The following is a 26,249-nucleotide window of genomic DNA, read 5'->3' as shown; positions in this document are numbered from 1 at the left end:
TGATTTGCGACTTTGATAGAAAATGGCAATAGCCTAATTTTCTCAAGTGTGAGTTAGAGTCGGAGCAATCGAGCTAAATGCGATTGCGTAATAGCAAATTTACCGCGTAAGGTTGATTGACAGTATGTGGCATAAAGCGAAATGGGATTTTTTGTATAAACATTAATGCCCCAGCTATTGCCTGATAGTGGAGCGTTAATGTTTTAACGAATAACTAAGGTGTACGGTAGTAACTACCATCACTTAAACGGGCAAAACTAACCGTTTTACCTTCCGCAGTTGTCACTTCTAAAAGCTGTACTTCACCTTTGGCATTCGCTTTCAAACGAATTTTCTGCCCTTGGCGCAAGTTACTCAATGGTTTTTCTGGGCCTTCAACGCGTGCCATGATAAATGCATCGTTGGCTTGCAGATGATTATCACGAAATAACTGAGCCAGTGTTTTTCCTTTTTGGACTTGATAATTTTGCCAATTATTAGTGGAAGGACGCGTAGCTGGACGCTTCTCTTGCTCTGTTGGTGTGGTCTGTTTTGGCTCTGATGGTGTGACCGGTTGCTTAGGTTGCTCGACAGTGGTAGGTGGAACGGTTTCAACGGGAGGCTCTTGAATAATTTCAGGCTCATTAGGTAAACGCGTTTGTGTGTCGTCTGTTCCACTACTGATGGTTGGCTCCTCCGAAGGGGCTTGGGTCACAATTTCCGGTGCTGTGGGTGGTGGAACTACAATAGGTTGTGGCTGATTTTGTGCTATTTGCTGATCGCTGTTTTTGTCATCGACAGGTATAAAAAACGCCGCGATGATAATGATCGTTAAAACAGCAATACCAATACGATGAAATATTGAAAGTTTAAACATGACTCCTCCTTGATTGAGGAAACCCTAACAACAGGCAAAATAACTTGTGATAACAAGAATACTAGCACTGATTTGTAGTAATTTGATTACCCTAAGTTATTTTTCAGAGAACACTGAGCGGGATCAAGCCGTCCGAAAGGCTTTTATTCTTGATAGGCATTGTTTAGGTTTACCCATAAGAGAGGGGCTGTTATCCTTGGTTTTTTATCAAAAACCATACAGGTATTTTCATGGCAAACCAAAATTTTGATTCAGTAGAAGCTCAAGCAAGCTACGGTATTGGCCTGCAAGTTGGTCAACAACTATTAGAGTCTGGCTTAGAAGGCCTAGAGCCGGCAGCTATCTTAGCGGGTCTTACTGACGCATTAGAAGGTAATATGCCTTCAGTTCCCGTCGAAGCGCTACATAAAGCGTTACGTGAAATCCATGAGCGTGCAGATGCTGTTCGTGTAGCTCGCCAAGAAGCGATGGCTGCAGAAGGCCGTGCATTCCTTGAAGAAAACCAAAAACGTGAAGGTGTCTCAACCACTGAGTCTGGTTTGCAATTTTCTGTCATTAACCAAGGCGAAGGCGCAATTCCTACACGTACAGACCGTGTTCGCGTACATTATACTGGTCGCTTGATTGATGGTACTGTATTTGACAGCTCAGTGCAGCGCGGTCAACCCGCAGAGTTCCCTGTTAGCGGCGTTATTCAAGGTTGGATTGAAGCATTAACACTGATGCCTGTCGGTTCTAAATGGGAACTTTATATCCCTTCCGAGCTTGCTTATGGCGAACGTGGTGCAGGCGCATCTATTCCGCCATTCAGCACGCTAGTCTTTGAAGTTGAGTTACTCGAAATTCTGTAATCTTGGCGGTCAGTATAACTGACTAAGCTACTATCAGGGCTTTGCAGGTCAGCCTTTTTATTATGAAGGCGAGGCCGCAAAGCCCTTTTTATGTTTTAAGCGGTAGGCGTAATTGTGGGTGAATCTTTTTTCGTTCTAAACACCCGTTTATTTATAAGACGTGCAATGATAATAAAAATCACAATACCAACGATGACGAAGAACTTATCTAAAGTGGCGATTTGTTGATTGGCCTTTATTGATAAATAGAGTAAGAATGCTAACAGGCTCATTATCGCCAGTAGTATAATGGTATTAATGAACGAAAGAAGCATTAAACGTTTTACCTTGAGTTGACTTCCTTGGAAAGGAATTGATCTATATATACTTAAAAGGAAGATAACGATAGCAGCTGCTGTTGCAGGAAATAACATGTCAGACGCTTGGTAACTCAGAAGCAAGAAACCTTTTAATATCAGTTGATTCTCCTTGAATAATGCAATGCTATATACTGTGATAAAGGTAATAACAAGCGTAAAACATAACATGGTTATGGTATAGAGTGCATTGTAAATTAACCCATGATTTTTTTCTGTTAATACGAAATCATGACGCGCTTTTTTACAAAAAAATATTCTTGGTATAAATAGCAAAATAAGTATCAAGACGTTGATAATGCTAACTATAATGGAAAACCTGTAGGCATACACTAAGCTGGGGCGATGATATAATCCTATCCCTCCAAATGTCTTGTTCATGACTATGCCACTTAAGTGTTGCGTAAATTTGAGAATAAAAAAGTAGACAATGGCAATACCCGCAACAATAAGGATATTTTTAAGGTTAGCTTGGTTCAATTTGGTGTAGTAAAAGATAAGGCAAGTGGAAAGTAGGAAGATAAAAATCTTAATGAACCACTCTACCCTTATGCCATATATAATCGAATTTAAATAATGCGGTGGCGCGTATAATAATGGTTGGATTGTCACGCTATAAAACCACAAATATTCAGTGAGGATCCAAACACTCACAAATATGGCGGGTAATCTAAAAAAAGAGAGTTTGGCTGCATTTGATTGACTCATTTTTATTCCTAAATTTTAGAGAATCACATAATTGATAGCGGTGATATATAAATAGAAAATTACATTCCCGTTCAAAAATGCTATCAAGCTTACTGTCATTTTTACTTATTGTTCTGTATGGCATTAAATCATAATGCGTTGTTGCTACTCGAGAATGGATCATAACGTTTGCTATCTTAATGTTGCCATCGGGCATAAATATAGGAATTTTTCTTAGTAGCGTGAGAGCTAAAAACCTAAACTAACTTCGGATATATATTCACAATCTATAATTGCTTTTATTTAAAAGAAGCTCACGGCTCTCGCTTATTTGTTTCTTACGCATACAAAACAATGGATTAAGCAATATCACTATTGCAAATGTCGAGTAATAAATCAAACTTAAAGCAAAATATAAAGCACTATTCTGATATAACGCAACATTTCCCCAAGAACACTATTCTTTTCATTAATTGAAACTACTTAGAAAGAAAATAATGTAGATTGATAAGGTAAGTGTGAACGGTTTCTGTGGCTTCAATTAGCGTGCACTTACTATCTATGGCTGTTAATCTTAAGGTAAAGAGTGATGGAAAAGAGGTGAATCATGCTAAAACAAATTTGTGAACTGGCTATCGATGCAGGCTCTGCCATTATGGAGATCTATCATGCTCAAGAACCGCTACAAGTTGAGCAAAAAAGCGATAAATCTCCGGTGACGGCTGCGGATATTGCCGCTCATCAAATTATTACAGCGGGTTTGACTCGCATTGCACCGGATATTCCTCAGTTATCTGAAGAAGACCCCCCTTCATGGAATGAACGCAAAGGTTGGCAACGGTATTGGTTGGTTGATCCACTTGATGGCACAAAAGAATTTATTCATCGTAATGGGGATTTTACCGTTAACATTGCCTTGATTGAAAAGGGTATGCCCGTTATGGGGGTTATTTATGCGCCCGCCAAAGGCTTGCTCTATTATGCGGAGGGTAATCAAGCGTGGAAAGAAGAGGGTGGGCATAAACAGTCAATCCATGTTAAAGATATAACACCTCCAATCATAGCGATTAGCCGCTCTCATCAAGACGCTGAATTACGTGATTACCTTGCACAATTGGGGAACCATGACACGGTAGAAATTGGCTCATCATTAAAATTTTGCTTGGTAGCGGAAGGGAAAGCGCAGCTCTATCCTCGCTTTGGGCCAACTAACATTTGGGATACAGCAGCAGGGCATGCAATCGCAATGGCAGCTGGGGCTAAGGTGCTTGATTGGAATGGCAAAACATTAGATTACACACCACGTGAATCCTTTTTAAACCCAGGTTTTCGCGTAACGTTATTTTAAACTATGGTGAAATAATGTCGGGTAAATAACTTTATTTACCCGACAGCGCTGAATTAATTATCCAGTTTGAGCACTTTTGCCGTTGCCGCACGGATATCAGAGCAAGCTTTTGCATCGACTTTTAAGTCAATACCATAAGTTGGAATGATCTCTTTTAAGCGTGCTTCCCAGCCATCTGCACTAAGCTGCTCGGCAAAACAAGTTTTCAAAACGTTTAGCGCGATAAAGGCCGCAGTAGAAGCGCCCGGTGATGCTCCCATTAATACGGTGAAGGACTTATCTGCACTGGTAATTAGCTCCGTGCCGAATTCCAAGACCCCTTTCTTATCATGATCTGGCTTAATGATTTGTACACGTTGACCCGCGACAACTTCTTTCCAGTCTTCATGTTGTGCTTCAGGGTAGAACTCTTGTAGCATCGCAAACTGATGTGCTGATGTTTGTAATACTTGTCCAACTAAGTATTCCGCCAGCGACCAGTTATCTTTAGCAACTGCCAGCATCGGTTCGATGTTATTTAAGCGCACAGATTCAAACAAGTCTAAATAAGAGCCATGTTTAAGGAACTTACTGGAAAAACCCGCGTAAGGTCCGAATAGAAGTGAACGTTTGCCGCCAATGATACGTGTATCTAAGTGAGGCACTGACATCGGAGGGGAGCCTTTGCTTGCTTTACCATAAACTTTTGCATGATGGCGATTAGCAATCTCTTCGTTGTCGCAACGTAGCCAGATACCACTTACAGGGAAGCCACCGAAGCCTTTACCTTCTGGGATGCCTGATTTTTGTAGTAGCTCTATTGCACGTCCACCCGCGCCCACAAACACAAATTTCGCTGATGTGATGGTTTTTTCGTGAGTGAGTAGGTTTTTAACCTCAATATTCCATCGACCCTCTGCGGTTTTCTTAACATCAACCACTTCATGTTTGTAATGAACAGTGAAACCCGATTGCTGTGTTAATTGCTCCATCAATAAATGGGTCAATGCACCATAATCTACGTCAGCCCCCGTTACCACGCGTGTGACTGCAATGGCTTCTTTTGGATCACGGCCTTCCATAATCAACGGTGCCCACTCATTGATCTGCTTAGGATCATCACTGTATTCCATGTTTTGGTAGCAGTGGTGAGCAGACATTTGGCGATAGCGTTGCTGGAGGAATTTTACGTTATCATCACCCCAAACAAAGCTCATATGTGGGCAAGGGTGAATGAAGTCACGGGGATCTTTGATTTTACCTTTGGTGACAAGATAGGACCAAAGTTGACGTGATAGGTCAAATTCAGTATTAACTTCAAGCGCTTTGCTGATATCCACTGTACCATCTGGGTTCGGTGGCGTGTAGTTCATTTCACAGTTTGCTGCGTGACCTGTTCCCGCATTATTCCATGGGTGGGAACTTTCTTGAGCACAGTCATTGAGTCTTTCAAATATCGCAATATTTAGCGATGGCTCAAGCTCTTTTAAAAAAGTTGCGAGTGTGGTGCTCATGATACCTGCGCCAATGAGCGCAATATCAACTTGTTCTGAAATAGGCTTACTCATTCAAAAACTCCTAAGACTTAGAGGGTTTAAAACACAGTTCAGTGCCTTCTTGATAAACAACATAAGCACGGCGCCATGGTTCATCACCAATTAAACGCCATTTATGGCCAGTACCTGTGTTGTCTTGTGCGAGTAAAATATCACCAGGCTTGATAATAAAAGTTGAGCCGTCTTTGGTTTCGAATTCTAAAGTGCCTGAAAGTGTGATGACATAACGTGGTACAGGATCTTTATGCCAATCCCAAGACCCACCAGAGGTTGTTTCACGAAATGAAAGTTCACTGACGGCAATAGCAGGCGTTTCTTTATCGCCTCTAGCTTCACCACTTAATTCAATCGTACCTTCTTCAAAAAGAGAATTGCCATCTTCACCGGTCCACATACGAACACAACGTATCATATTATTAACCTCTTACATTTTATATGGCTGAACAAACAACTTAATTGGTAAAAGAGTGAGACTTTCAATAAAGGACTTTCTAAAAAAGACTAAACTGAAAATTAATAATTAACCTACTCGTTATTGTTGTAAATATAAAATATCACATTATTTGATTGTATCGTGTTTTATTTAAAATAAACACTGTAGTTATTAGATTAATAGTTCCTGATAGTATATTTGTGAATAAAAAATTATCGTAACCTATTGATTGTAATTTGGTATTTTTATTTATTTTTTGAGCTGGGATAAGAAATGTCAATATTTCTAGTATAGAGGAAATAAAACGTATTAATGTAAAAATATAAGAAGAAATAAACCCTATTTAATTTTCCTTCTTGGTTCTTATCAAGAAGGAAAATAGAATAATATAAATAGTACTTTTAATGACCCTTTAAAATATTATTTAGGGCAATGTGTTGTATAAGCATAATCGTTTTTCCATCAACAATCTCACCACTTTTTATCGCGGCTAATGCTTTTGGGAATTCCCACTCTAATACTTCAATATCTTCACCTTCCTCGGTAAGCCCACCTCCCGAATTGATGCGGTCGCCATCGTGATATTCGGCAATATAAAAATAGAGTTTTTCAGTGACGGAGCCTGGGCTCATATAGGCTTCATAGACTTTTTCTATTTTTTCGATACGAAAACCTGTTTCTTCTTCTGTTTCGGCAATAATGCGTTCTTCGGGCGATGCATTATCAAGCAACCCAGCCGCAGCTTCGATAAGAAAATGAGGATAGCCGTTGATATACAAAGGAAGGCGGAATTGGCGGATCAGTATAATGGTATTTTTCGCTTGGTTGTAAAGTAGGATAACAGCCCCGTCTCCTCTGTCATATGACTCACGGGTTTGCTGCTGCCAACGACCATCGCGGCGTTGAATTTCATAAGTGTATTTTTTTAAGGTATACCAATTATCAGAGAGTAAAGTTTCACGAATATGACGGATTTGGGGCGTTTTAGCAGACATGATGTTACCTTCGTAATAGGGGTAACGGTTAATTTAGCACTGTGGTCACCATCCTTAAATAAGAGTTTATGCCAGTTTTATCACATCAATCTCTATCAATATAAATAAGGCAGCCGTAGCGGCTACCTTAATTTTTACCAAAAGATTATTTTATAATTTGGATCTGTTTGACTTCCACTTCGCGTGTATTCCAGTCTTTGTCGATTTTACCGCGGATCTCTACTTTATCTTTTGGCGTGACATTAATGCCATTCCAGCGTTTTGGGCTAATTTCGAGATTGATGGTGCCTGTCCCATCGGTAAACTCATAATGTTTTTGATCTAACTGCTTAACAATATTACCACGCAAGGTCACCCAGCTATCATCGGATAAATCGAGAGCTTTAGCGACCGTAGTTTCGCCGCTATTTGGGCCAGAAAAGCCACCAGCTTGGTTTGTTTGATTGGTGGTCGTCTGAGCCGCGCCTGGTCCATCAAAGCCACCATTTGCAGCGAGTACAGGTGCAGAAGCTAATGCAGCAATTAACGCGATTAAGGGTAATTTTTTCATAGTGGTCCTCTCCATTTGTTACCAAAATTTGTTTACGGGAGCTATTAAAACAAGAAATTCTTAACAGGATCTTAAGAACCCACAGAAAAAAAATATATTTTAAATTTAGTTCATAACAACTGGTCATATCCAAATTAATCGGATAAATATAACAATATTCTAATAAAGGAGAAAATCATGCGTATTTTGCTGATCGAAGATGACCGGTTAATTGGAGATGGTTTAAAAGTAGGATTAAGCCAACTTGGCTTTACCATTGATTGGTTTGCCGATGGTAAGCAAGGGCAAGTCGCCTTATTCGATGCGCCTTATGATGCCGTGATACTCGACCTTTCTCTGCCGAGTGTAGATGGTATGGAGATTTTGAAGTTTTGGCGCAAAGAAGGGCGTGATGAGCCTGTTTTAATATTAACCGCAAGAGATGCCTTGGATCAGCGAGTGCAAGGGCTACAACAAGGTGCCGATGACTACCTTTGTAAGCCCTTTGCGCTTGCAGAAGTTGCTGCGCGTTTGCAGGCATTAATTCGTCGGCGTAGCGGGCAATTGTCGCCAATATTAAAGCATGGTCATATTGAAATGGATCCTGTTGCAATGACTGTCACCTGTCACGGTGAACGTATCGAATTAAAAAGTAAGGAGTTATCTCTATTATCCTTGTTTTTACATAATCCAAACAAGGTGCTGTCTCGTGCCTTCATTGAGGAAAAATTGTATAACTGGGATGAAGAGGTATCCAGCAATGCCGTCGAGGTGCATATTCACCATTTACGGCGTAAGTTAGGTACACGTTTTATTCGAACAGTTCATGGTGTCGGCTACCGTTTAGGTGAGGAAGCATGAAAACCTTTAGCTTACGCTTAAAATTGACACTCATGCTGTTGCTACTCGCGCTAATGACGTGGGGAGTGGCGAGTTTACTTGCGTGGCATCAAACATATAAAACGATCAATGAACTGTTTGATACTCAGCAAATGGTATTTGCTAAACGTTTGTCTGTATTACCTTCTGATCTCGATTTTAATGATGTTTCATTAGCAAAAACGAAGAAAATCTTACGTAAAAACCGTGGTAATCAAGATGATGATGCGCTGGCATTCGCCATTTTCACACCTCAAGGGGAGATGGTACTGAATGACGGTGATAATGGGCGCAAAATCCCGTTTAACTTTAGCCGAGAAGGGTTTACCGAAGGCAAAATTAAAGGAAGTGATGATGAATGGCGCTTTGTTTGGCTAAGATCATCGGAAGGGCAATATATTATTGTCGTGGGGCAAGAGTGGGAATATCGGCAAGATATGGCGATGGAGATTATGGTTGCGCAGTTTTTACCTTGGCTAATTGCGCTGCCTATCATGCTAATCCTGTTTTTATGGTTATTAACGCGTGCATTGAGGCCATTACATCAAGTCACAACCCAACTCTATCAACGGCGGCCCGATGAACTGAGTTCAGTGCATGTTGAGCGGCTCCCCTCAGAAGTCAAGCCAATGTTAGATGCACTCAATAGCTTATTTACGCGTATTCAAGCGATGTTTGCTCGTGAACGCCAATTTACCTCGGATGCGGCCCATGAGCTACGTAGTCCGTTGGCAGCACTGAAAGTGCAGGCCGAAGTTGTGCAGATAGCAGGGCATGATCCTACCATTCGAGAACATGCGGTTGCTAACTTATCCGAAGGGATCGATAGAGCCACACGTCTTGTCGATCAGCTATTAACGCTTTCTCGTTTAGAGTCATTGTCACAGCTTGATGATGTGGAGCAACTTTCATGGTTAGCCTTAATTGAGTCTGCACTGCAAGATATCTCATTAGAGGCGAAAGCTGCACAGACGACAATGGATGTTGTAGTGGTTAATGAGCCACCATTATTGACTGGGCAGCGTCTGTTATTAGCTATCCTTTTAAGGAATTTGCTACATAATGCCATTCGCTATGGTAAGGCTGGTGGAAAAGTAGATATTGTACTGAATAAGGATCACCTCACGATCCATGATGATGGGCAAGGGGTAACTCAGGATGTTCTTAAACGGTTAGGTGAACGCTTTTATCGTCCACCGGGGCAAGAGAAAACAGGTAGTGGTTTAGGGTTATCTATTGCGAAACAGATTGCTGAGCTACACCATTTCAGATTGGCTTTTGCAAATGGCGAAAATGGCGGTTTTTGCGTCAAAATCACTTGGTAATAATGCTTGGTTATTAATAAATTCCAAATAATTATTCACCATATAAATTTAGTGGCTAATAAGCCTTTTTAGAATAACTCACTAGTGATAGATAAACTCACACCTCTCTTTTAATATGTGCACGACAGCGATGTTTCCGTGCACAAGAGGTGATGAGCGCTATTGAGCAAGTTCAGATTTAATTAATGTGATCACTTTATCCACTTCAGGGGCAGTGAGTGCACCGTCTTTGAAGTAAAGCACTTTTCCTTGTTTATTCAAGATGATAATCGCTGAACTTTCTGGTGCGAGATGCCATGCTTTTTTAACGACACCATCGCTATCAACGATAAATTGCGAATAAGGAAACTCTTTTTTGCTGTCTTCAACACTGTTACTGACGAAAACACCTGTGCCAAAAATGGCATCATCCGCATTGATAATTGAGGTTGTTTGATAAGCATCATGGGGAAAATTCGCTTTTTTGATCGCTTCAATCAATGGTGCATTCAGCTCTTTAGCGGAAGAGCGCCCCGCAATGTGTTGAACTGTACGGACTTTTCCTGGTAATTGTTGGCTTTTCCACTCTTGATAGGAAAATTTCCCCTCTTGACTTAATAGCATCTCTCCTTTGTCTGTAACAGAAACTGCCGGTACAGGTTGATTTAGTTGGATTTGGCTTGCGAAAGCTGTGGATGATAAGGTGAGTAGGCAAGCAAGTAAAAAATTCTTTTTAATCATTATATTACCTCATTATTACTCGGTTTGAGAGTGTCATGCAATGACTGAAACATGGCAGTCATATTTTGCGCTTACAGTTATAGCATAGCTCATCCGATGAGTTGTGAAACTGAAATTAACATTTTTGCAAAATTTAGCATAACTACAAAGTTTTTGAGGTTATTGACAGAATGTTCCTAGTGTCATTTTCTGTAAATGAATTGAATAAAACTGCAATAATAGAACCAAAGTAAATATTACTGGTCTATTATTAACGAGCGGTATGAGTGAACGAGTATCGTATGACAAAAGGAAAGGAAAAGTTCTAATGAAAATATTTAACCGTTATAACCCATCCAAAATTGCACTCTACGTTAAAACGCTATTCCGTGGTCGTATTTACATCAAAGGCTTTGGTGCATTTGAATTCAATTACGGCAAAATCTTACCACCTAAAGTGGGTGATAAGCGCCACTACAATGTAATGAGTGAGGTGAATAAACAAGTTCTGGTTCTACAATCTGAGTTGGGGTAAATGCTGTTGATTTAATTAAATAGTTGTTCGCTATTTAATTAAAAGCAGCGCCACACAAGGTGGCGCATCAAATGAAACGGCTTCGCTGTAAAGTATTACTCTTTGACTTTTTGTGTTGGTTGTTCTGCGTTAGCCGTTTCTGTGTTGTTTTTACCCGCTTGAACCACGACAGGTGCGGGTGGCGTTGTAATTCGGGTGACAAGCAACTGATCAATCTTATAGTTATCGATATCGACAACTTCAAATTTATAGCCTGCATATTTCACATAATCAGTACGTTTCGGCATTTTCCTTAAACGGTACATCATAAAGCCTGCGATGGTCTCGTAATTACTCACATCAGGGAATTCATCGATATCTAAAATACGCTGTACATCTTCAATCGGAGTACCGCCTTCAACCAGCCATGAGTTTTCATCCCGCGTGATAATCTGCTCTTCTTGGCCCGGCCCAATCAGATCACCCATTAATGTTGTCATAACGTCGTTGATCGTAATAAGCCCCATCACAAGAGCGTACTCGTTGAGAATGACGGCAAAATCGACCCCATTTGTTTTAAAAGCTTCGAGAGTATCGGAAAGCGAGAGGGTATCGGGGATCATCAGCGCATTTTGAATATGAACGCCATCTTGCAAGTTAAGGCTTTGACCATTCAAAACACGATTTAGCAAGACTTTTGAATCAACAAAGCCAATGACATGGTCAATATCACCACTGCAAACTAAAAACTTAGAATGCGGCTCGGTTGAAATTTTATGTTTAATACTCTCCTCTGACTCTTCTTTATCAAAGAAGATAATACTTTCACGTGGCGTCATTGCAGAGGGAACGGTACGTGATTCAAGTTCAAATACGTTTTCGATCAGTTCGTGCTCTTGCTTACGCAGCACACCTGCAACCGCCCCCGCTTCGACCACAGCAAAAATATCATCGGAGGTAATATCTTCATTACGTGCCGTTGGTAACTTGAAAATTTTGAAGATCAGGTTTGCAAGACCATTAAAAAACCAAACTAGAGGGCTTAATACGGTCAAACAAAAACGCATTGGATTGACAATTCGCACTGCGATGGCTTCAGGTTTCACCATTCCAATACGCTTAGGCGTTAGATCCGCCACTAAAATAAATAGGCTGGTGACAATCGTAAATGAAAGAATGGATGCGGTTTGCTGTGCCCAAGTTGGTGATAAGAAATGAATAAATACCTCTTGTAGTGATGGCGCAAAAGCAGATTCGCCGACAATACCTGCTAAGATGGCGACGGCGTTAAGGCCAATTTGCACTACGGTAAAAAACATACCCGGCATTTCTTGTAATTTTAGAACACGAGCGGCATTAACATTGCCCTCATCAGCCATGAGTTTCAATTTAATGCGGCGAGATGCTGCCAATGATATTTCTGACAGCGAAAAAAATGCGCTGATAGCACATAATAAAAGTACGATTAGTAAACTGTTAAGCATAAATTATCCAGACATTACCTTCAGGTATAACGGATCTTGATTTGAGATCACCTGAAGGTAACTCGTTCTACTACATAGGTAAAAATAACGCGGAGTGCGCAAAAATTCGGTTAGTGGCGTTATTATAGCATTAGGTTAAATTTTCTGCCTAGTTTATGTTCTGTGGTGGTAAACAAATGCCGATTCCACCTAAACCACAATAGCCTGCTGGATTTTTGTGAAGATACTGTTGATGGTAATCTTCCGCAAAATAAAACACTTCAAATGGCATGATTTCTGTGGTGATTTGGCGTGGATCACCCTGTGCTGCCATCGCTTGTTGATAAGCGTCCCGCGTCTTTGTGGCTTGCTGTAATTGCGAATCAGAGACGGTGTAGATAGCCGAACGGTATTGGGTACCAATGTCACCCCCTTGGCGCATACCTTGTGCTGGATCGTGGTTTTCCCAAAACAGGGTCAGTAAGTCTGCATAACTAATAGTTTGTGGGTCAAAGACGACTCTCACGATTTCAGTATGCCCGGTGAGACCCGTACACACTTCTTCGTAAGTTGGATTTGGCGTAATCCCGCCACTATAGCCAGCGGATGTTGAGTAAACGCCCGGTTGCTGCCAAAATAAACGCTCAACTCCCCAAAAACAGCCCATCGCAAAATAGGCAATTTCAGCGTTCTTCGGAATATTGTCAATCGAATGATGGTTAACCGCATGGTATGGTGAATGGGGAATAGCACTTTGCCTACCGGGTAGCGCTTGGGAAATATTTATGGGTTGTGACTGATTAGATGACATAACTATTCCTATGAGTAATGTTGTGCACGTTAGGTAAAAATTAGGATAAAAACTTGTATCTAAAATTTATTTTACTCAAAATAAATTGATATGGAGTCTTTAGTCAAACTATCAATGAACTTAGGAGCGGGCGTGTCAAAATACCCTATCATTTGTTTTCTCAGCTTAACGGCGGCGGTTTCTACGGCATATGCTGCAAATCTTCGCCTTAATATTGAAGGGCTTGAGGGGCAACCGAATCAGAACGTCCGAGTTCAATTATCTACGATTTCTCAAGATGAAGTTGTGCCTAATGGCCGCTTCCGCGCTCGGGTAACAAAAGCGATTGAGGATGGTTTAAAGCCGTTAGGCTACTACCAACCAAAAATTGAATTCAGCTATCAAGAAAATAAGCCACCAGCGCGTTCTGTGCTGACAGCGAAAGTGACTTTGGGTGAACCCATTCGAGTACAGGGTGTAAATATTGAATTAGAAGGGGGAGCCAAAAACGACCCTGACTATGCCAAAATGATTAAAAGTAATACACCCAAAATTGGTACGATCCAAAATGATGGTGAATATGAAAGCTTTAAAGGGAAGTTTAGTAGCCTAGCGATCCGTAAAGGTTATTTCGATGCGATAATGGAAAAAAGTCAGTTAGGGATATCGCTAGACCACCACGCGTCTTATTGGGATTTTAATTTTAATAGTGGTGAGCGTTATCGATTTGGTGCTATTTCCTATGAAGGTTCTCAAATTCGCACGGATTACCTAAATAACCTTGCTCCCTTTAAAGAGGGGGAATATTACACGTCAGAGCAATTAGCTGAATTTAACCGCCGATTAGTCGAAACTGGCTGGTTTACTTCGGCTATTGTCACTCCAAACATCGCTAAAGCGCGAGAAGATGATACTGACATATTGCCGATGGAAGGGGTGATGGTGCCTCGGGCAAAAAACTTTGTTGAATTGGGGGGCGGTTATGCGACAGACGTGGGGCCGCGTGTCAAAGCAACATGGAATAAGCCATGGGTCAACTCTCGTGGGCAAAGTATTACATCCAATATTAGCCTATCACAGCCAGAACAAATTATTGATGCAAGCTATAAGATCCCCCTTAAAGCCAATCCACTTGAACAATATTATGCCGTTCAAGGGGGGTATAAACGTACTGATTTAAACGATACGGAGTCTGATACCACAACGTTAAATCTGTCTCGTAACTGGGATTACTCCAGCGGTTGGCAGTATGGCGTCAATATGCGTTGGATGCTCAGTCACTTTACTCAGGCAGATGTCACAAATACCACGATGCTGCTCTATCCAGGGGCAAATGCGAGTCGTATTCGTCAACGCGGAGGGGTGATGCCAAGTTGGGGTGATAGCCAACGTTATTCTGTTGATTACTCAAATGAAATTTGGGGATCAGATATTGATTTTCTCGTGTTACAAACAAAACAGGTCTGGATCCGTTCTCCTTGGGAAGGGCACCGTTTTGTGTTTAGAGGCAACTTAGGTTGGATTGAAACTAATAACTTTGACAAAGTACCGCCAGACTTGCGTTTCTTCGCAGGGGGTGATGGCAGTGTACGTGGTTACGGTTACCAAAAAATCTCTCCAGAGGATAGTAAAGGCAAGCTAACCGGGGCATCTAAACTGGTTGTCGGCTCTATCGAGTATGATTACAACTTCACAGGTAATTGGTGGGGCGCCGCGTTCGTTGATACCGGTGAAGCAGTTAACGATATTAAGAAAAGCGATTTTAAAACAGGGGCCGGTGTTGGCGTCCGTTGGGTTTCTCCTGTAGGGCCAATTAAATTCGATTTGGCCACCCCAATTGGAGATTCGGATAACAATAAAATTCAATTTTACATCGGCTTGGGGACAGAACTATGAAATGGATGAAGTGGTTAAAATGGACAGGTCTCACCATTTTATTAGTCTTGATCTTGGTTTTTGCCGCGCTAGGCTGGGTACTTAGCACACAATCGGGCCTGCATTTTGCCTTGAACAGCGCCACCCGTTTTGTATCGGGGTTAGAAATCCGTTCGATTGAAGGGGATATCAATAATCTCACCTTGACTGACGTAAAATACCAAATGCCAGGTGTTGATGTGAATGCTGGAAAATTACATCTGGCGTTACGTTTAGGCTGTTTGACTAATCGGGAATTATGTATTGATGATCTTTCGACCGAAAATGTGGTCGTTAATGTTGATACATCCAAAATACCACCTTCAGAAGAGACACCACCTTCTGAGCCATTAACAGAGTTAAATGCGCCACTGACTATCAACCTAAATCAACTACAACTGACTTCAACGCAAGTCAATGTGGATGGAATGGCGATTGATTTAGGGAAGTTTAAAACGGGTATTTACTGGCAGAAAAAAGCGTTAACGGTAACGCCAACCGATATTATTGATTTGGCGATTAATTTACCTGAAAACAAAGAGGCACCACCAGAAGAGCCCGTCAAAGAAGTCGCGACTGGCGAAGAAAAATCTATTGGTGAAACGCTAAAAACATTATTCGCCAAACCGTTATTAGCGGAATTGCCGGAAGTGATTTTGCCTGTTGATCTAAATGTTGAAGGTATTAATGGTTCAAACTTGCAACTGACGGGAGCAACCGAAGCGGTTATTAATAGTTTGAATTTAACGCTTTCAAACGATGGGCAAAACGTTTTACTTAAGAAATTTACGATTGATTCACCGCAAGGTAATGTCGCCTTATCAGGCACCGCAACATTACAGGATAAGTGGCCGGTTTCTTTGTCGATAACAGGGGAAAGCCGCCTTGAAGATCTTAATGGACAAAAGATTGATTTATCCCTTAAAGGTGGATTGCTCGAAGAGTTAAAACTGGCACTGAATCTCAGTGGGCCAGTGAATGCGACGTTGAATGCTCAGACCGATCTTGGTCAGGCAGACTTACCTATTCAATTAACGCTAGAGAGCCAAAAATTGAGCTGGCCGCTGGTGGGAGAGGCTCAATATCAGCTTGATGGCACTCGTTTACGCTTAAATGGGCGTCCTTCGGCTTATGATTTATCCCTTCGCTCAGCGATTACAGGACAAGATATTCCACCTTCAACGCTAATGTTGGATGCGAAAGGTAATGAAGAGCAAATTAACCTTACGCGCCTACGTTTAGCGGCGTTGCAAGGTAATGCGGATATTACGGGGGTGGCTGACTGGAGCAAAGCGATCAGTTGGAATGCAGTACTGACGTTATCAGGTATCAATACCGCAAAACAGTGGCCTGAATGGCCAGCAAAAGTCGATGGTAAGATTGCTACTCGCGGTAGTCTTTATGGCGGTAGCTGGCAGTTACAAGTCCCTGAGATTAGCTTAGACGGTAACGTCAAGAATAATCCGCTAAAAGCACGCGGTCAGGCTTCAGGTAATGCGGCAGGGCAATGGAATATACCTGATCTGAAACTGTCATTGGGTAAAAACCACCTTGATGTTAAAGGAAGCCTTGCGGACAAATGGAACCTAGATACTAAAATCAATGCACCGGGCCTTGATGGCATATTGCCGGGGCTAGGTGGTGTGATCATCGGTGATGTAAAACTACGCGGTGATCTCGACGCGCCAGAGGTACAAGCGGATCTTACCGCTCGTGGGGTGAGATGGCAAAAAGACCTATCCATTGATAATGCAGTTATTAAAGGAAAAGTCACATCGGGTGAGCAAATCAAAGGGGATTTATCCGTCGTTGTTCGCCAACTCAAACAGGCTGACTTGGTGATCAGCCAGCTAACATTAGATGCGAATGGGAGCGAGAAAAAACATACCGTAAAATTGGATGTGAAAGGTGAGCCAGTTTCGGGGCGCTTAACGTTAGCAGGTGGTTTCGATCGCCAAACTGAAACATGGAAAGGTAATCTCAGCAATACCTTATTTGAAACGCCAGTGGGTGAATGGCAATTAAGTAAGGTCATGGCGCTGGACTATGCAAACCAAACGCAAGAAGTGACTATTGGTACTCACTGTTGGGTGAATACCAATGCACGCCTTTGTGTTCCCAAACCGATTAAAGCAGGGAAAAGCGGTAGCGCCGATGTTGTGTTAGAACGCTTTGACCTTGCGATGTTAAAACCGTTCCTGACAGATGAGACACGTGTCAAAGGCGTATTTAGCGGTAAAGCCAATGTGGTATGGAAGGATGATGGCAGCTTGCCACAAGCTAAAGTCGATCTTAAAGGTGATGGTGTTAAAGCTGTTCAATTGGTTCAAGGTACACTATTACCGTTAGAGTTTGAGACTCTGACCTTGAATGCCGCATTGAAAAATGGCAAAGCAGACCTGAATTGGTTGTTTAAAATTGCCAACAATGGGCAGTTAAAAGGCAATGTTCATATTGCTGATTTGGAAAAGAGACGGCAGCTTTCAGGTAATGTCGAAATCAATGCGATTACCTTAGCGTTAATTAAGCCGTTATTAGGCGAGAAAGAAGTTGCCAATGGTAACCTAAATGCCAATTTACGTCTTGGCGGAACGGCGAATAACCCATTGCTAAATGGTAATTTATCCCTTTCAGGCTTAGAGCTTAAATCGTCATTGATCCCATTTGATATCAAAAGTGGTCAATTAGGTATTGCCTTTAATGGCGCCAGCTCAGTCATGACGGGGCAAATTAATACGCCAGAAGGTTATCTGAATATTAATGGTGATGCGGATTGGCGTAAGGCAGAGGCATGGCACGCTAAAGTCATGGCCGTGGGTAACAATTTACGTGTATCCATGCCGCCAATGATCAAAGTGGATGTGCAGCCTGATATTGTGTTTGAAGCTTCACCGACCTTACTGACGTTAAACGGAAGTGTGAATATTCCGTGGGCAAGAATTACGGTTCAAGAAATTCCTGAATCAGCGGTAGGGGCTTCTTCCGATGTAGTGATGTTAGACAGTGACCTGAAACCTATTGAGAAGACAAGCACACCAATTCCAATTCAAACCAATCTGGATATTAAGATCGGCAACGATGTGATGTTGGATGCGTTTGGTCTGAAAGCTCGCTTAACAGGCATGTTGAAGGTACTGCAAAATAAACAAGGCCTGAGCTTGAATGGGCAAATCGATATTCCATCAGGGCGTTTCCGTGCTTATGGGCAAGATTTGATCGTGCGTAAAGGGCAAATCCAGTTCTCAGGTCCTCCGGAACAGCCTTTCTTGAACTTAGAAGCGATTCGTAATCCTGAAAACACAGCTGATAATGTGATTGCTGGTGTTAAGGTGACAGGGCTTGCAGACAAACCGAAAGTCGAGATATTCTCTGAGCCAGCCAAAACGCAACAAGAAGCTTTATCCTATTTGCTACGCGGAGAAGGATTAGAAAGCGGAGATGCTAATGGTTCACAAATGACATCAATGCTAATTGGACTCGGGGTGGCTCAAAGTGGGCAACTCGTAGGTAAGATTGGTGAAACATTTGGAGTATCTGATTTAGCCCTCGATACGCAAGGGGTTGGTGATAAATCACAAGTCGTGGTGAGCGGTAAAATTACCAATGACCTTCAAATTAAGTACGGTGTTGGTATATTTGACTCACTGGCAACGCTAACATTGCGTTATCGATTAATGCCTAAATTATATTTGGAAGCGGTGTCTGGTGTGAATCAGGCGCTGGATCTTCTTTATCAATTTGAGTTTTAATATATGCGTGTAATTGTTTATGGCAGTTTAAGGCGCAAGCAAGGAAATCATCACTGGATGACTTACGCTCAGTTGTTAGGCGAACATAGCTTAGAAGGCTATGAGCTTTATGACTTGGGGTATTATCCAGCGGTTATCAAAGGTGAAGGTGTGATTGAGTGCGAAGTGTATCGCATCAATCCCTCTATTTTGACTGAGTTAGATGAGTTAAAGAAAAATTCACAGGACTATGTTCGTGAATTAATCCCTACGCCATATGGCAATGCTTGGATTTATCTTTATCGGCATTCCGTTGAAGGCTTGCGTCGTATCAAATCAGGTGACTGGTTAAAACGTCACGAAGAAGAGTAATAAAGCGCCGGTAGCCAATGGGTTATCGGCGCTTTTTCTATAAAAAAGGCTCTCGTGTTACCACCAGAGCCTTCCCTTCCCGAGTTAGGGGAAATTATTTTTTAGCAGCGCGTTCGAAAGAAGAGATAATTTCAGCTTTAGCCGCTTCAACGTTATCCCAACCGTCTACTTTCACCCACTTACCTTTTTCTAAATCTTTGTAGTGTTCAAAGAAGTGTGTGATTTGTGCGCGTAGCAGCTCTGGCAGGTCGTTCACATCTTTAATGTGATCGTATTCTTTGCTCAGTTTAGTGTGTGGTACTGCAACTAATTTGGCATCTTCACCTGATTCATCAGTCATTTTTAATACGCCGACTGGACGGCAACGAATAACTGAGCCTGGTTGTAATGGGTAAGGTGTTGGTACCAGTACATCAACAGGGTCACCATCTAAAGATAGTGTGTTGTTGATGTAACCATAGTTACATGGATAGAACATCGCTGTAGACATAAAACGGTCTACAAATAGAGCGCCAGAGTCTTTATCAACTTCATATTTGATAGGATCTGCATTAGCAGGGATTTCGATGATAACGTAGATATCTTCTGGCAGATCTTTACCTGCCGGTACATTGTTCAGGCCCATGAAAAAGTATCCTTTATGTTAAAAACTAATATGCCCATCAATAAGTTAAGCCCTATCTAAGCAACTTAAAACGATTTTGGGTACATAACGTGAAAGGTATTATAGCCGTAAAGAGGGGGAAAACTCACTAGTTGGTAGGGCATTCATAAAAAAAAGCTGAGAAAAGGCCACAAAAAAGGCGGGATTAGCCCGCCTTAGCGCGATGAATAACATTATTCAGCGTCAGGGAACTCACGCATAAAGGATTCTGCTTTTTCAACCATAGAAGCTGTACCAACAAAGAAAGGAACGCGTTGGTGAAGTTCAGTTGGGTTGATATCTAAAATACGGTCACGTCCGTTACTCGCTTTACCGCCTGCTTGTTCTGCAAGGAACGCAATTGGGTTGCATTCGTACAGTAAGCGGAGCTTACCATTTGGATGGCTTGCCGTGCTTGGGTAGATATAGATGCCGCCTTTAAGCAAGTTACGGTGGAAATCCGCAACCAGCGAGCCAATATAGCGAGTCGTATAAGGGCGACCTGTCGCTTCATCTTGTTCTTGGCAGTATTTAATGTATTTTTTCACGCCCATAGGGAACTTGATGTAGTTACCTTCGTTGATTGAATACATTTTTCCTTCTGTTGGGAACATCACTTTTTCGTGAGAGAGGCAGAAGACACCAAGTGATGGATCATAGGTAAAGGCATGTACGCCACATCCTGTGGTATACACCAACATGGTGGATGAACCGTAAACGACGTAACCTGCCGCGACTTGACGATGACCCGGTTGCAAGAAGTCAGCTTCAGTCACCGGTTGGCCAATTGGGGTAATACGATGGTAGATAGAGAAGATTGTTCCGACGGAAACGTTTACATCGATATTCGAAGAACCATCCAGTGGATCCATTAATACGACATATTTCGCGTTTTCTGCACGATCGCCTTCGAAAATGACGATTTCATCTTCTTCTTCGGAGGCAATACCAGCTACTTCCCCGCGAGCTTTCAAAGCGGCTTTTAATTTTTCGTTTGCATACAGGTCAAGCTTCATCTGGACTTCACCTTGGACATTCGACACACCGCTTGTGCCAAGAATGTCTACAAGTCCAGCTTTGTTAATATCACGATGGATAATTTTAGCGCCCAGTTTGATTGCTGACAGTAATGCGGTCAGTTCTCCTGTTGCATGAGGAAAATCTTGTTGCTTATCGACGATGAATTCGCCTAATGTTTTCATGACGAAGGTCCTGAATATAATTGACAGAGGTTTGCAGGGGGGAATTGTACCCTTGCGCGTGGAGTTAATCTATACCCTTGATACGTTGTACCGCCGCGATGTGGGTCGTATTTTGTTACCTAAGTCACATACTTGAGCATGTACTCTTGGGATAACAGTAACTGGCTCTTGTTGCCGCGTTTGGATCATTTTGGGAATACTCTGCCTATTTTTCCCTGTATTTAATTCGAATTTTTTGTCTATATAAACCTAACGTTGATGGGTAGAATAGTGACAAACCTCATGCTATTGGATGGAAAATAATGCACATACATATTTTGGGTATCTGCGGTACGTTTATGGGGAGCTTGGCAATACTGGCTCGCTCCCTCGGGCATAAAGTAACAGGCTCCGATACAAACGTGTACCCTCCGATGAGTACCTTACTAGAAAAGCAAGGTATTGAACTCATTCAGGGCTATGACCCTAGTCAGCTAGAACCAGCACCTGATATGGTCGTTATTGGTAATGCGATGACGCGTGGTAACCCTTGTGTTGAAGCGGTATTGGAAAAAGGCCTCACTTATACATCTGGTCCACAATGGCTACATGATCATGTACTTCCTGAACGCTGGGTACTCGCTGTCGCGGGCACCCATGGTAAAACAACCACGGCGGGGATGCTTGCTTGGATCTTAGAAGATTGCGGTTATAAACCAGGGTTTTTAATTGGAGGCGTGCCAGGGAACTTTGAAGTATCAGCCCAATTAGGGGAAAGTCCCTTTTTTGTGATTGAAGCTGATGAGTATGATTGCGCGTTTTTCGATAAGCGTTCGAAATTTGTACACTACAGTCCAAGAACGCTGGTGCTCAATAACCTTGAGTTCGACCATGCCGATATTTTTGAAAATTTAGAAGCCATCCAAAAACAGTTCCACCATCTTGTTCGTATTGTGCCTGCTAGCGGTAAAATTTTCATGCCAGATAGCGATAATAACCTTAAACAGGTTATGACGATGGGCTGCTGGAGTGAGCAAGAGTTCGTCGGTGAACATGGTGAATGGCAAGCGAAAAAGCTGAACCACGATGGCAGCCAGTTCGAAGTCTATTATCAACAACAACGTGTGGGTGAAGTGAATTGGTCACAAGTGGGTAATCACAATATCCAAAATGCGTTGATGGCAATTGCCGCAGCACATCACGTAGGCGTGCCCGCCAAAGAAGCGTGCTTTGCTTTAGGTAAATTTATTAATGCTCGTCGCCGCCTTGAATTACGGGGGGTTGAGTATGGTGTCAGTGTTTATGATGATTTTGCTCATCATCCAACGGCGATCCTCGCAACACTGGAAGCGCTGCGCAGTAAAGTTGGGGGTACTTCCCGCATACTGGCGGTATTAGAGCCACGCTCTAATACTATGAAGTTAGGGGTTAATAAAAGTGATATTGCTCCGGCGTTAGGTCGTGCTGATGAAGTTTTCTTATTCCAGCCAAGCAATATTCCGTGGATGGTCACTGAAATTGCGGAAAAATGTGTTCAACCTGCCCGTTGGAGTGGTGATATTGATGCGTTGGCACAAATGGTCATTGAAACCGCTCAGCCAGGCGATCATATTCTTGTTATGAGTAATGGAGGTTTTGGTGATATCCACGGTAAGTTACTCGCCGGCTTAAAAAATAAAGCAGAGACAGAGTTAGACGACTAAATATAATGGCTGACGCAAAATGCCACTTCCCTTAACAGGACAGTGGCATTTTTTGTTTTTGGATAGTAGAAAACGTCTCGTATGTTATACGACTAAACTCAGTGAATGATATTGGTGAAATGCATTGGGTTAGCGCTGTAAAATCGCGCTCTTGGCGAGGTGTGCCGAGGCTAAATGTTAACTCGCCTCAATAAATTGGCGACTATAACAATAACTATACTGTAGCTCTTGTTTTAGGCTGCCCATGTAGCAATCTAAAGAATCTGTGCAGAGATGGAAAAGACAACCAACAGCGATAGCCTTTAATTTCCACGATGGCATCAAAAAGAGGATACAATAAGCGATTGCCGCCCAGAGAGTATGTAATGGGTGAAAACCAATGCCACAGCGATTAGGATCAAAAATTGGATCCGCAAGAAGATGGTCTAAATCAATCGCCATCGTGGCTATCATAAGCAGTGACGCTAATTTCCAATTTTTGCGCCAAAATAGATAACCGAAGAGAATGGGAACTAAAAAGTGAAATCCATAGTGCACAACGTTTCTGAATATCTCAAATATCACTTTGATAGCCCATCGTTTTTATATTCAATCGCGCACGAATGCGCGAATGGAATAGAAATTAAAAAATAAAAATGGATTTAAAGCTCTTGATCAAAGAGTGAAAGGATCGCTTCGTAAAGCTCTTTAGTTGTAAAATTATTCGCTGGTGTAGAGAAAATGGTATCGTCCCCTGCGATACTGCCTAAGATCCCTTCCGCTTTCCCTAAAGAATCTAGCAAGCGTGCAATCAATTGTGCGGCGCCGGGGCTTGTTCTGATCACCACAACAGAATGGTTGTAATCGATATCCAGTACTAGGTTTTTTAATGGGCTAGTCGCCGTGGGAACGCCAGGCTCTGTGGGTAAGCAGTAGACCATTTCCATTTTTGCGTTGCGAGTGCGCACAGCACCGAACTTAGTCAGCATTCTGGAAATTTTTGATTGGTTGATATTTTCAAAGCCTTGCTCTTGCAGTGCGATAACAATTTCAGCCTGAGAGCTAAATTTTTCTTCTTTAAGCAGCGCTTTGAACGCTTTAACCAAGTCTTCTTGTTTAGACGGTGTACGCATAATTAACCCATCCTATGACAATAAATTGGTCTGTATTATCTGTAAATGTGAATTTTTATGCAACAAAATTGCGTTATGATGGTTTTGTATACGATGAAAAATGAAGGCTATTGTCTTTTTTATGCATAAAAAGAGAACATTGATGAAAGTTTAGTTTAGCAAAAGTTGATAAATAAAAATAATCAATAATCTTAATGATTTATGCCTATATAAGAAGAAAATAGACCCAGTAGCATAGAGAGGTAATGCAATTTGTTGCCAAAAGGTGTAAATTTTTTGTTAATCACTTTGTGAATAACGGGATTATCAGCAGTAAAAACAATTTATTATGCAAAAATCAATAGTGATAAAAACTATTTGTTAAAAAAGTGCCCCTTATCTCATTAACAGATAAGGATTTTGTTTAGAATAGATGAAATCAGTGCGTAAGCCTATACACATTAATATGCTTCAACATCTGTTAATGAATTGTTTTTTATCAGTAATGTGTTTACTACATAACAAGATGAATCAATATACTTTTTTAAGTACAAATAAAGGAGTTTCAGAATGAAAGTTGCAGTCCTAGGCGCAGCAGGTGGTATTGGTCAGGCTCTGGCCCTTCTTCTTAAAAACCAGCTTCCAGCAGGTTCAGAACTCTCACTATATGACATCGCACCAGTAACTCCGGGTGTTGCTGCGGACCTTAGCCATATCCCAACTGACGTTAAAGTAGTTGGTTTCTCAGGTGAAGATGCGACTCCTGCACTGAAAGGCGCTGATGTTGTCCTGATCTCAGCAGGTGTTGCTCGTAAACCAGGTATGGATCGTTCAGACCTATTTAATGTTAACGCGGGTATTATTCGCAATTTGACTCAACAAATCGCTGATACTTGTCCAAAAGCATTAATCGGTATCATTACTAACCCAGTTAACACAACAGTGGCTATTGCGGCTGAAGTGCTGAAAAAAGCAGGCGTTTACGACAAAAACCGTCTATTCGGTGTAACGACTCTGGATATCATCCGTTCTAATACTTTCGTTGCTGAACTGAAAGGTAAGAAACCACACGAAATCGAAGTGCCTGTCATCGGTGGTCACTCAGGTGTTACTATCCTGCCTCTATTGTCTCAGATCCCAGGTGTTAGCTTCACCGATGAAGAAGTTGTTGCTCTGACTAAACGTATCCAAAACGCAGGTACTGAAGTTGTTGAAGCAAAAGCAGGTGGCGGATCTGCAACACTGTCAATGGGCCAAGCAGCAGCACGTCTAGGCCTGTCTCTGATCCGTGGCCTACAAGGTGAGCCAAATGTTATCGAATGTGTTTACACCGAAGGTGAAGGTGAACACGCTCGCTTCTTTGCTCAGCCAGTCCGTTTAGGTAAAAATGGTATCGAAGAGCATATCTCTTACGGCAAACTGAGTGAGTTTGAACAAAAAGCACTGAAAGACATGCTTGATGTACTGAGAAAAGATATCGAACTAGGTGAAAAATTCATTAATGGCTAATTGCTATTAATTTTCACTTATTTCTTAAGAAAACCGCTGTCCTGATATTGTTGGGGCAGCGGTTTTTTTTATATTCTTTCAGCTTGAGGTTGGGGTTTTTTCTCTTACTTTTCTTTCTAATAATTCACCTGTAATTGGATTGAAATAGCGGCTTGGCCATATCTCTGAAGGATGAATTCCGAGATAATTCGCAATAATCCATTCACCTTTAGGCCAAGGACGAGATAAGGCATTCGCCAGTGTGGAGGAGCTTAAACCTGCTTGTCGAGATATTGCTGCTAAAGTCGTTCCGCGTTTACGTAAAGCGGCAATTATATCTGCTGGATGCCAATCCGATTTCCGTAAGATCATTTTTTAGTCCTTTTTTTACTCAGAATCATGTAGAGTTAGTAGTACATCTAACAGGAGATTGTGATACATTCACTGCAATAGCCCTGTTATTGGAAATAAAATAACAGAAATTTTCCAAAATTATTTCTAATTTTTTCTAAAAATTCAGTTTTATGAAAGGAGTTTTATTTTTATGAAATATAAGAAAGATTTGGCATATATATTTGTGATTTTATCTAACATATTGAAAGTAAAAACTAACTAGTTTGGGTTATCTGTAAAAATCACATATTAATGATAGATGTTATAAGTACAGCTAATATATAAAGACGATCGCATGAAAAAAGATAGCTGTGACCTCGTGTATATCCAATCTATTGTTATTAAAAGAAATTAAAATATACTTTACATGTATAACTCATAAATTAATTAATAATAAATATTAATAAAACAAAAAAGAAAAAGGTTATTGAGAAAATAAACACGTTTTTCAGCAATTATTATTAAATTGTAAATCG

At 41.5% G+C, this 26,249-nt stretch carries 24 protein-coding genes; 10 read left to right on the top strand and 14 right to left on the bottom strand.

Annotated elements, in window-relative coordinates:
* Positions 1 to 214: 214 nt before the first annotated feature.
* Positions 215 to 856 carry a LysM-like peptidoglycan-binding domain-containing protein gene (locus tag PR833_RS08535; protein WP_004915675.1) on the bottom strand — a complete coding sequence of 214 codons (642 nt, stop codon included), beginning with the start codon at positions 854 to 856 and terminating at the stop codon, positions 215 to 217.
* A gap of 230 nt (positions 857 to 1,086) precedes the next feature.
* Between PR833_RS08535 and fklB the strand changes: the two genes are divergently transcribed.
* On the top strand, positions 1,087 to 1,707 hold the full coding sequence (gene fklB, locus PR833_RS08530; RefSeq protein ID WP_004915679.1) for an FKBP-type peptidyl-prolyl cis-trans isomerase: 621 nt from the start codon (positions 1,087 to 1,089) through the stop codon (positions 1,705 to 1,707).
* A gap of 95 nt (positions 1,708 to 1,802) precedes the next feature.
* On the opposite strand, the gene PR833_RS08525 is transcribed toward fklB, so the two are convergent.
* Entirely contained in the window at positions 1,803 to 2,771 is a 969-nt protein-coding gene (locus PR833_RS08525; protein ID WP_272526029.1) for a hypothetical protein, read from the bottom strand.
* A 586-nt stretch (positions 2,772 to 3,357) separates the two neighbouring features.
* On the opposite strand from PR833_RS08525, the gene cysQ reads away from it, so the two are divergent.
* Positions 3,358 to 4,098, top strand: a complete 741-nt coding sequence (gene cysQ / locus PR833_RS08520) for a 3'(2'),5'-bisphosphate nucleotidase CysQ (protein ID WP_004915686.1) — start codon at positions 3,358 to 3,360, stop codon at positions 4,096 to 4,098.
* 53 nt (positions 4,099 to 4,151) lie between these two features.
* Here cysQ and mqo read toward each other — a convergent pair whose 3' ends face one another.
* The 4 genes from mqo to PR833_RS08500 form a co-directional block, all read right to left on the bottom strand.
* Positions 4,152 to 5,645 (bottom strand): malate dehydrogenase (quinone), encoded by a 1,494-nt coding sequence (gene mqo / locus PR833_RS08515; protein ID WP_004915691.1) that lies wholly within the window; start codon positions 5,643 to 5,645, stop codon positions 4,152 to 4,154.
* Between the two features lie 10 nt (positions 5,646 to 5,655).
* Complete coding sequence (locus PR833_RS08510) at positions 5,656 to 6,045, bottom strand: cupin domain-containing protein (RefSeq protein ID WP_014657311.1); 390 nt, start codon at positions 6,043 to 6,045, stop codon at positions 5,656 to 5,658.
* Between the two features lie 422 nt (positions 6,046 to 6,467).
* Positions 6,468 to 7,061 carry an NUDIX domain-containing protein gene (locus PR833_RS08505; RefSeq protein WP_102780876.1) on the bottom strand — a complete coding sequence of 198 codons (594 nt, stop codon included), beginning with the start codon at positions 7,059 to 7,061 and terminating at the stop codon, positions 6,468 to 6,470.
* A 145-nt stretch (positions 7,062 to 7,206) separates the two neighbouring features.
* Positions 7,207 to 7,611: a YgiW/YdeI family stress tolerance OB fold protein gene (locus PR833_RS08500; protein ID WP_272526027.1), complete on the bottom strand. Its 405-nt coding sequence runs from the start codon at positions 7,609 to 7,611 to the stop codon at positions 7,207 to 7,209.
* A 177-nt stretch (positions 7,612 to 7,788) separates the two neighbouring features.
* Between PR833_RS08500 and qseB the strand changes: the two genes are divergently transcribed.
* Positions 7,789 to 8,451, top strand: coding sequence for a quorum sensing response regulator transcription factor QseB (qseB, locus tag PR833_RS08495; RefSeq protein ID WP_004915700.1), 663 nt, complete (start codon positions 7,789 to 7,791; stop codon positions 8,449 to 8,451).
* Positions 8,448 to 9,794, top strand: a complete 1,347-nt coding sequence (qseC, locus tag PR833_RS08490; RefSeq protein ID WP_014657314.1) for a quorum sensing histidine kinase QseC — start codon at positions 8,448 to 8,450, stop codon at positions 9,792 to 9,794. Before qseB ends, qseC begins: the two co-directional genes overlap by 4 nt.
* A 159-nt stretch (positions 9,795 to 9,953) precedes the next feature.
* Here qseC and PR833_RS08485 read toward each other — a convergent pair whose 3' ends face one another.
* The gene (locus PR833_RS08485; protein WP_004915703.1) at positions 9,954 to 10,514 is read right to left on the bottom strand and encodes a YtfJ family protein; all 561 of its coding nucleotides are present in this window, start codon (positions 10,512 to 10,514) and stop codon (positions 9,954 to 9,956) included.
* 307 nt (positions 10,515 to 10,821) lie between these two features.
* On the opposite strand from PR833_RS08485, the gene PR833_RS08480 reads away from it, so the two are divergent.
* Positions 10,822 to 11,028 carry a DUF1107 domain-containing protein gene (locus PR833_RS08480; RefSeq protein WP_014657315.1) on the top strand — a complete coding sequence of 69 codons (207 nt, stop codon included), beginning with the start codon at positions 10,822 to 10,824 and terminating at the stop codon, positions 11,026 to 11,028.
* A gap of 95 nt (positions 11,029 to 11,123) precedes the next feature.
* On the opposite strand, the gene PR833_RS08475 is transcribed toward PR833_RS08480, so the two are convergent.
* Both PR833_RS08475 and msrA read right to left on the bottom strand, forming a co-directional pair.
* Entirely contained in the window at positions 11,124 to 12,491 is a 1,368-nt protein-coding gene (locus PR833_RS08475) for a hemolysin family protein (protein ID WP_014657316.1), read from the bottom strand.
* Positions 12,492 to 12,639: 148 nt separating this feature from the next.
* Positions 12,640 to 13,281, bottom strand: a complete 642-nt coding sequence (gene msrA / locus PR833_RS08470) for a peptide-methionine (S)-S-oxide reductase MsrA (protein WP_036942667.1) — start codon at positions 13,279 to 13,281, stop codon at positions 12,640 to 12,642.
* Positions 13,282 to 13,413: 132 nt separating this feature from the next.
* Between msrA and tamA the strand changes: the two genes are divergently transcribed.
* Genes tamA through PR833_RS08455 form a run of 3 tightly spaced genes read left to right on the top strand, consistent with a single transcriptional unit; the run spans position 13,414 to position 19,274 of the window.
* Positions 13,414 to 15,156 (top strand): autotransporter assembly complex protein TamA, encoded by a 1,743-nt coding sequence (gene tamA / locus PR833_RS08465; protein WP_036944083.1) that lies wholly within the window; start codon positions 13,414 to 13,416, stop codon positions 15,154 to 15,156.
* Complete coding sequence (tamB, locus tag PR833_RS08460) at positions 15,153 to 18,923, top strand: autotransporter assembly complex protein TamB (protein WP_272526026.1); 3,771 nt, start codon at positions 15,153 to 15,155, stop codon at positions 18,921 to 18,923. The genes tamA and tamB overlap by 4 nt, the downstream gene beginning before the upstream one ends.
* A 3-nt stretch (positions 18,924 to 18,926) precedes the next feature.
* Positions 18,927 to 19,274, top strand: coding sequence for a gamma-glutamylcyclotransferase family protein (locus tag PR833_RS08455; RefSeq protein WP_004915721.1), 348 nt, complete (start codon positions 18,927 to 18,929; stop codon positions 19,272 to 19,274).
* Positions 19,275 to 19,368: 94 nt separating this feature from the next.
* Here PR833_RS08455 and ppa read toward each other — a convergent pair whose 3' ends face one another.
* Positions 19,369 to 19,899, bottom strand: coding sequence for an inorganic diphosphatase (gene ppa / locus PR833_RS08450; protein WP_004915724.1), 531 nt, complete (start codon positions 19,897 to 19,899; stop codon positions 19,369 to 19,371).
* A 212-nt stretch (positions 19,900 to 20,111) separates the two neighbouring features.
* The gene (gene fbp, locus PR833_RS08445; RefSeq protein ID WP_004915725.1) at positions 20,112 to 21,119 is read right to left on the bottom strand and encodes a class 1 fructose-bisphosphatase; all 1,008 of its coding nucleotides are present in this window, start codon (positions 21,117 to 21,119) and stop codon (positions 20,112 to 20,114) included.
* 302 nt (positions 21,120 to 21,421) lie between these two features.
* Here fbp and mpl point away from each other — a divergent pair, with 302 nt between their 5' ends.
* Positions 21,422 to 22,801 carry a UDP-N-acetylmuramate:L-alanyl-gamma-D-glutamyl-meso-diaminopimelate ligase gene (gene mpl / locus PR833_RS08440; protein WP_014657320.1) on the top strand — a complete coding sequence of 460 codons (1,380 nt, stop codon included), beginning with the start codon at positions 21,422 to 21,424 and terminating at the stop codon, positions 22,799 to 22,801.
* Positions 22,802 to 22,978: 177 nt separating this feature from the next.
* Here mpl and PR833_RS08435 read toward each other — a convergent pair whose 3' ends face one another.
* Both PR833_RS08435 and argR read right to left on the bottom strand, forming a co-directional pair.
* The gene (locus PR833_RS08435; protein WP_004915730.1) at positions 22,979 to 23,365 is read right to left on the bottom strand and encodes a DUF6122 family protein; all 387 of its coding nucleotides are present in this window, start codon (positions 23,363 to 23,365) and stop codon (positions 22,979 to 22,981) included.
* A 77-nt stretch (positions 23,366 to 23,442) separates the two neighbouring features.
* Entirely contained in the window at positions 23,443 to 23,913 is a 471-nt protein-coding gene (gene argR, locus PR833_RS08430; protein WP_004915733.1) for a transcriptional regulator ArgR, read from the bottom strand.
* Positions 23,914 to 24,462: 549 nt separating this feature from the next.
* On the opposite strand from argR, the gene mdh reads away from it, so the two are divergent.
* The gene (gene mdh / locus PR833_RS08425) at positions 24,463 to 25,401 is read left to right on the top strand and encodes a malate dehydrogenase (protein WP_004915736.1); all 939 of its coding nucleotides are present in this window, start codon (positions 24,463 to 24,465) and stop codon (positions 25,399 to 25,401) included.
* A 78-nt stretch (positions 25,402 to 25,479) separates the two neighbouring features.
* On the opposite strand, the gene PR833_RS08420 is transcribed toward mdh, so the two are convergent.
* On the bottom strand, positions 25,480 to 25,752 hold the full coding sequence (locus tag PR833_RS08420; RefSeq protein WP_004915739.1) for a helix-turn-helix domain-containing protein: 273 nt from the start codon (positions 25,750 to 25,752) through the stop codon (positions 25,480 to 25,482).
* Between the last annotated feature and the right edge of the window lie 497 nt (positions 25,753 to 26,249).

The sequence above is a fragment of the Providencia sp. PROV189 genome, from assembly GCF_028480065.1.
In the GTDB taxonomy this organism is placed as follows: Bacteria; Pseudomonadota; Gammaproteobacteria; order Enterobacterales; family Enterobacteriaceae; genus Providencia; species Providencia stuartii.
This window is presented reverse-complemented; position numbering and strand designations above follow the sequence as displayed.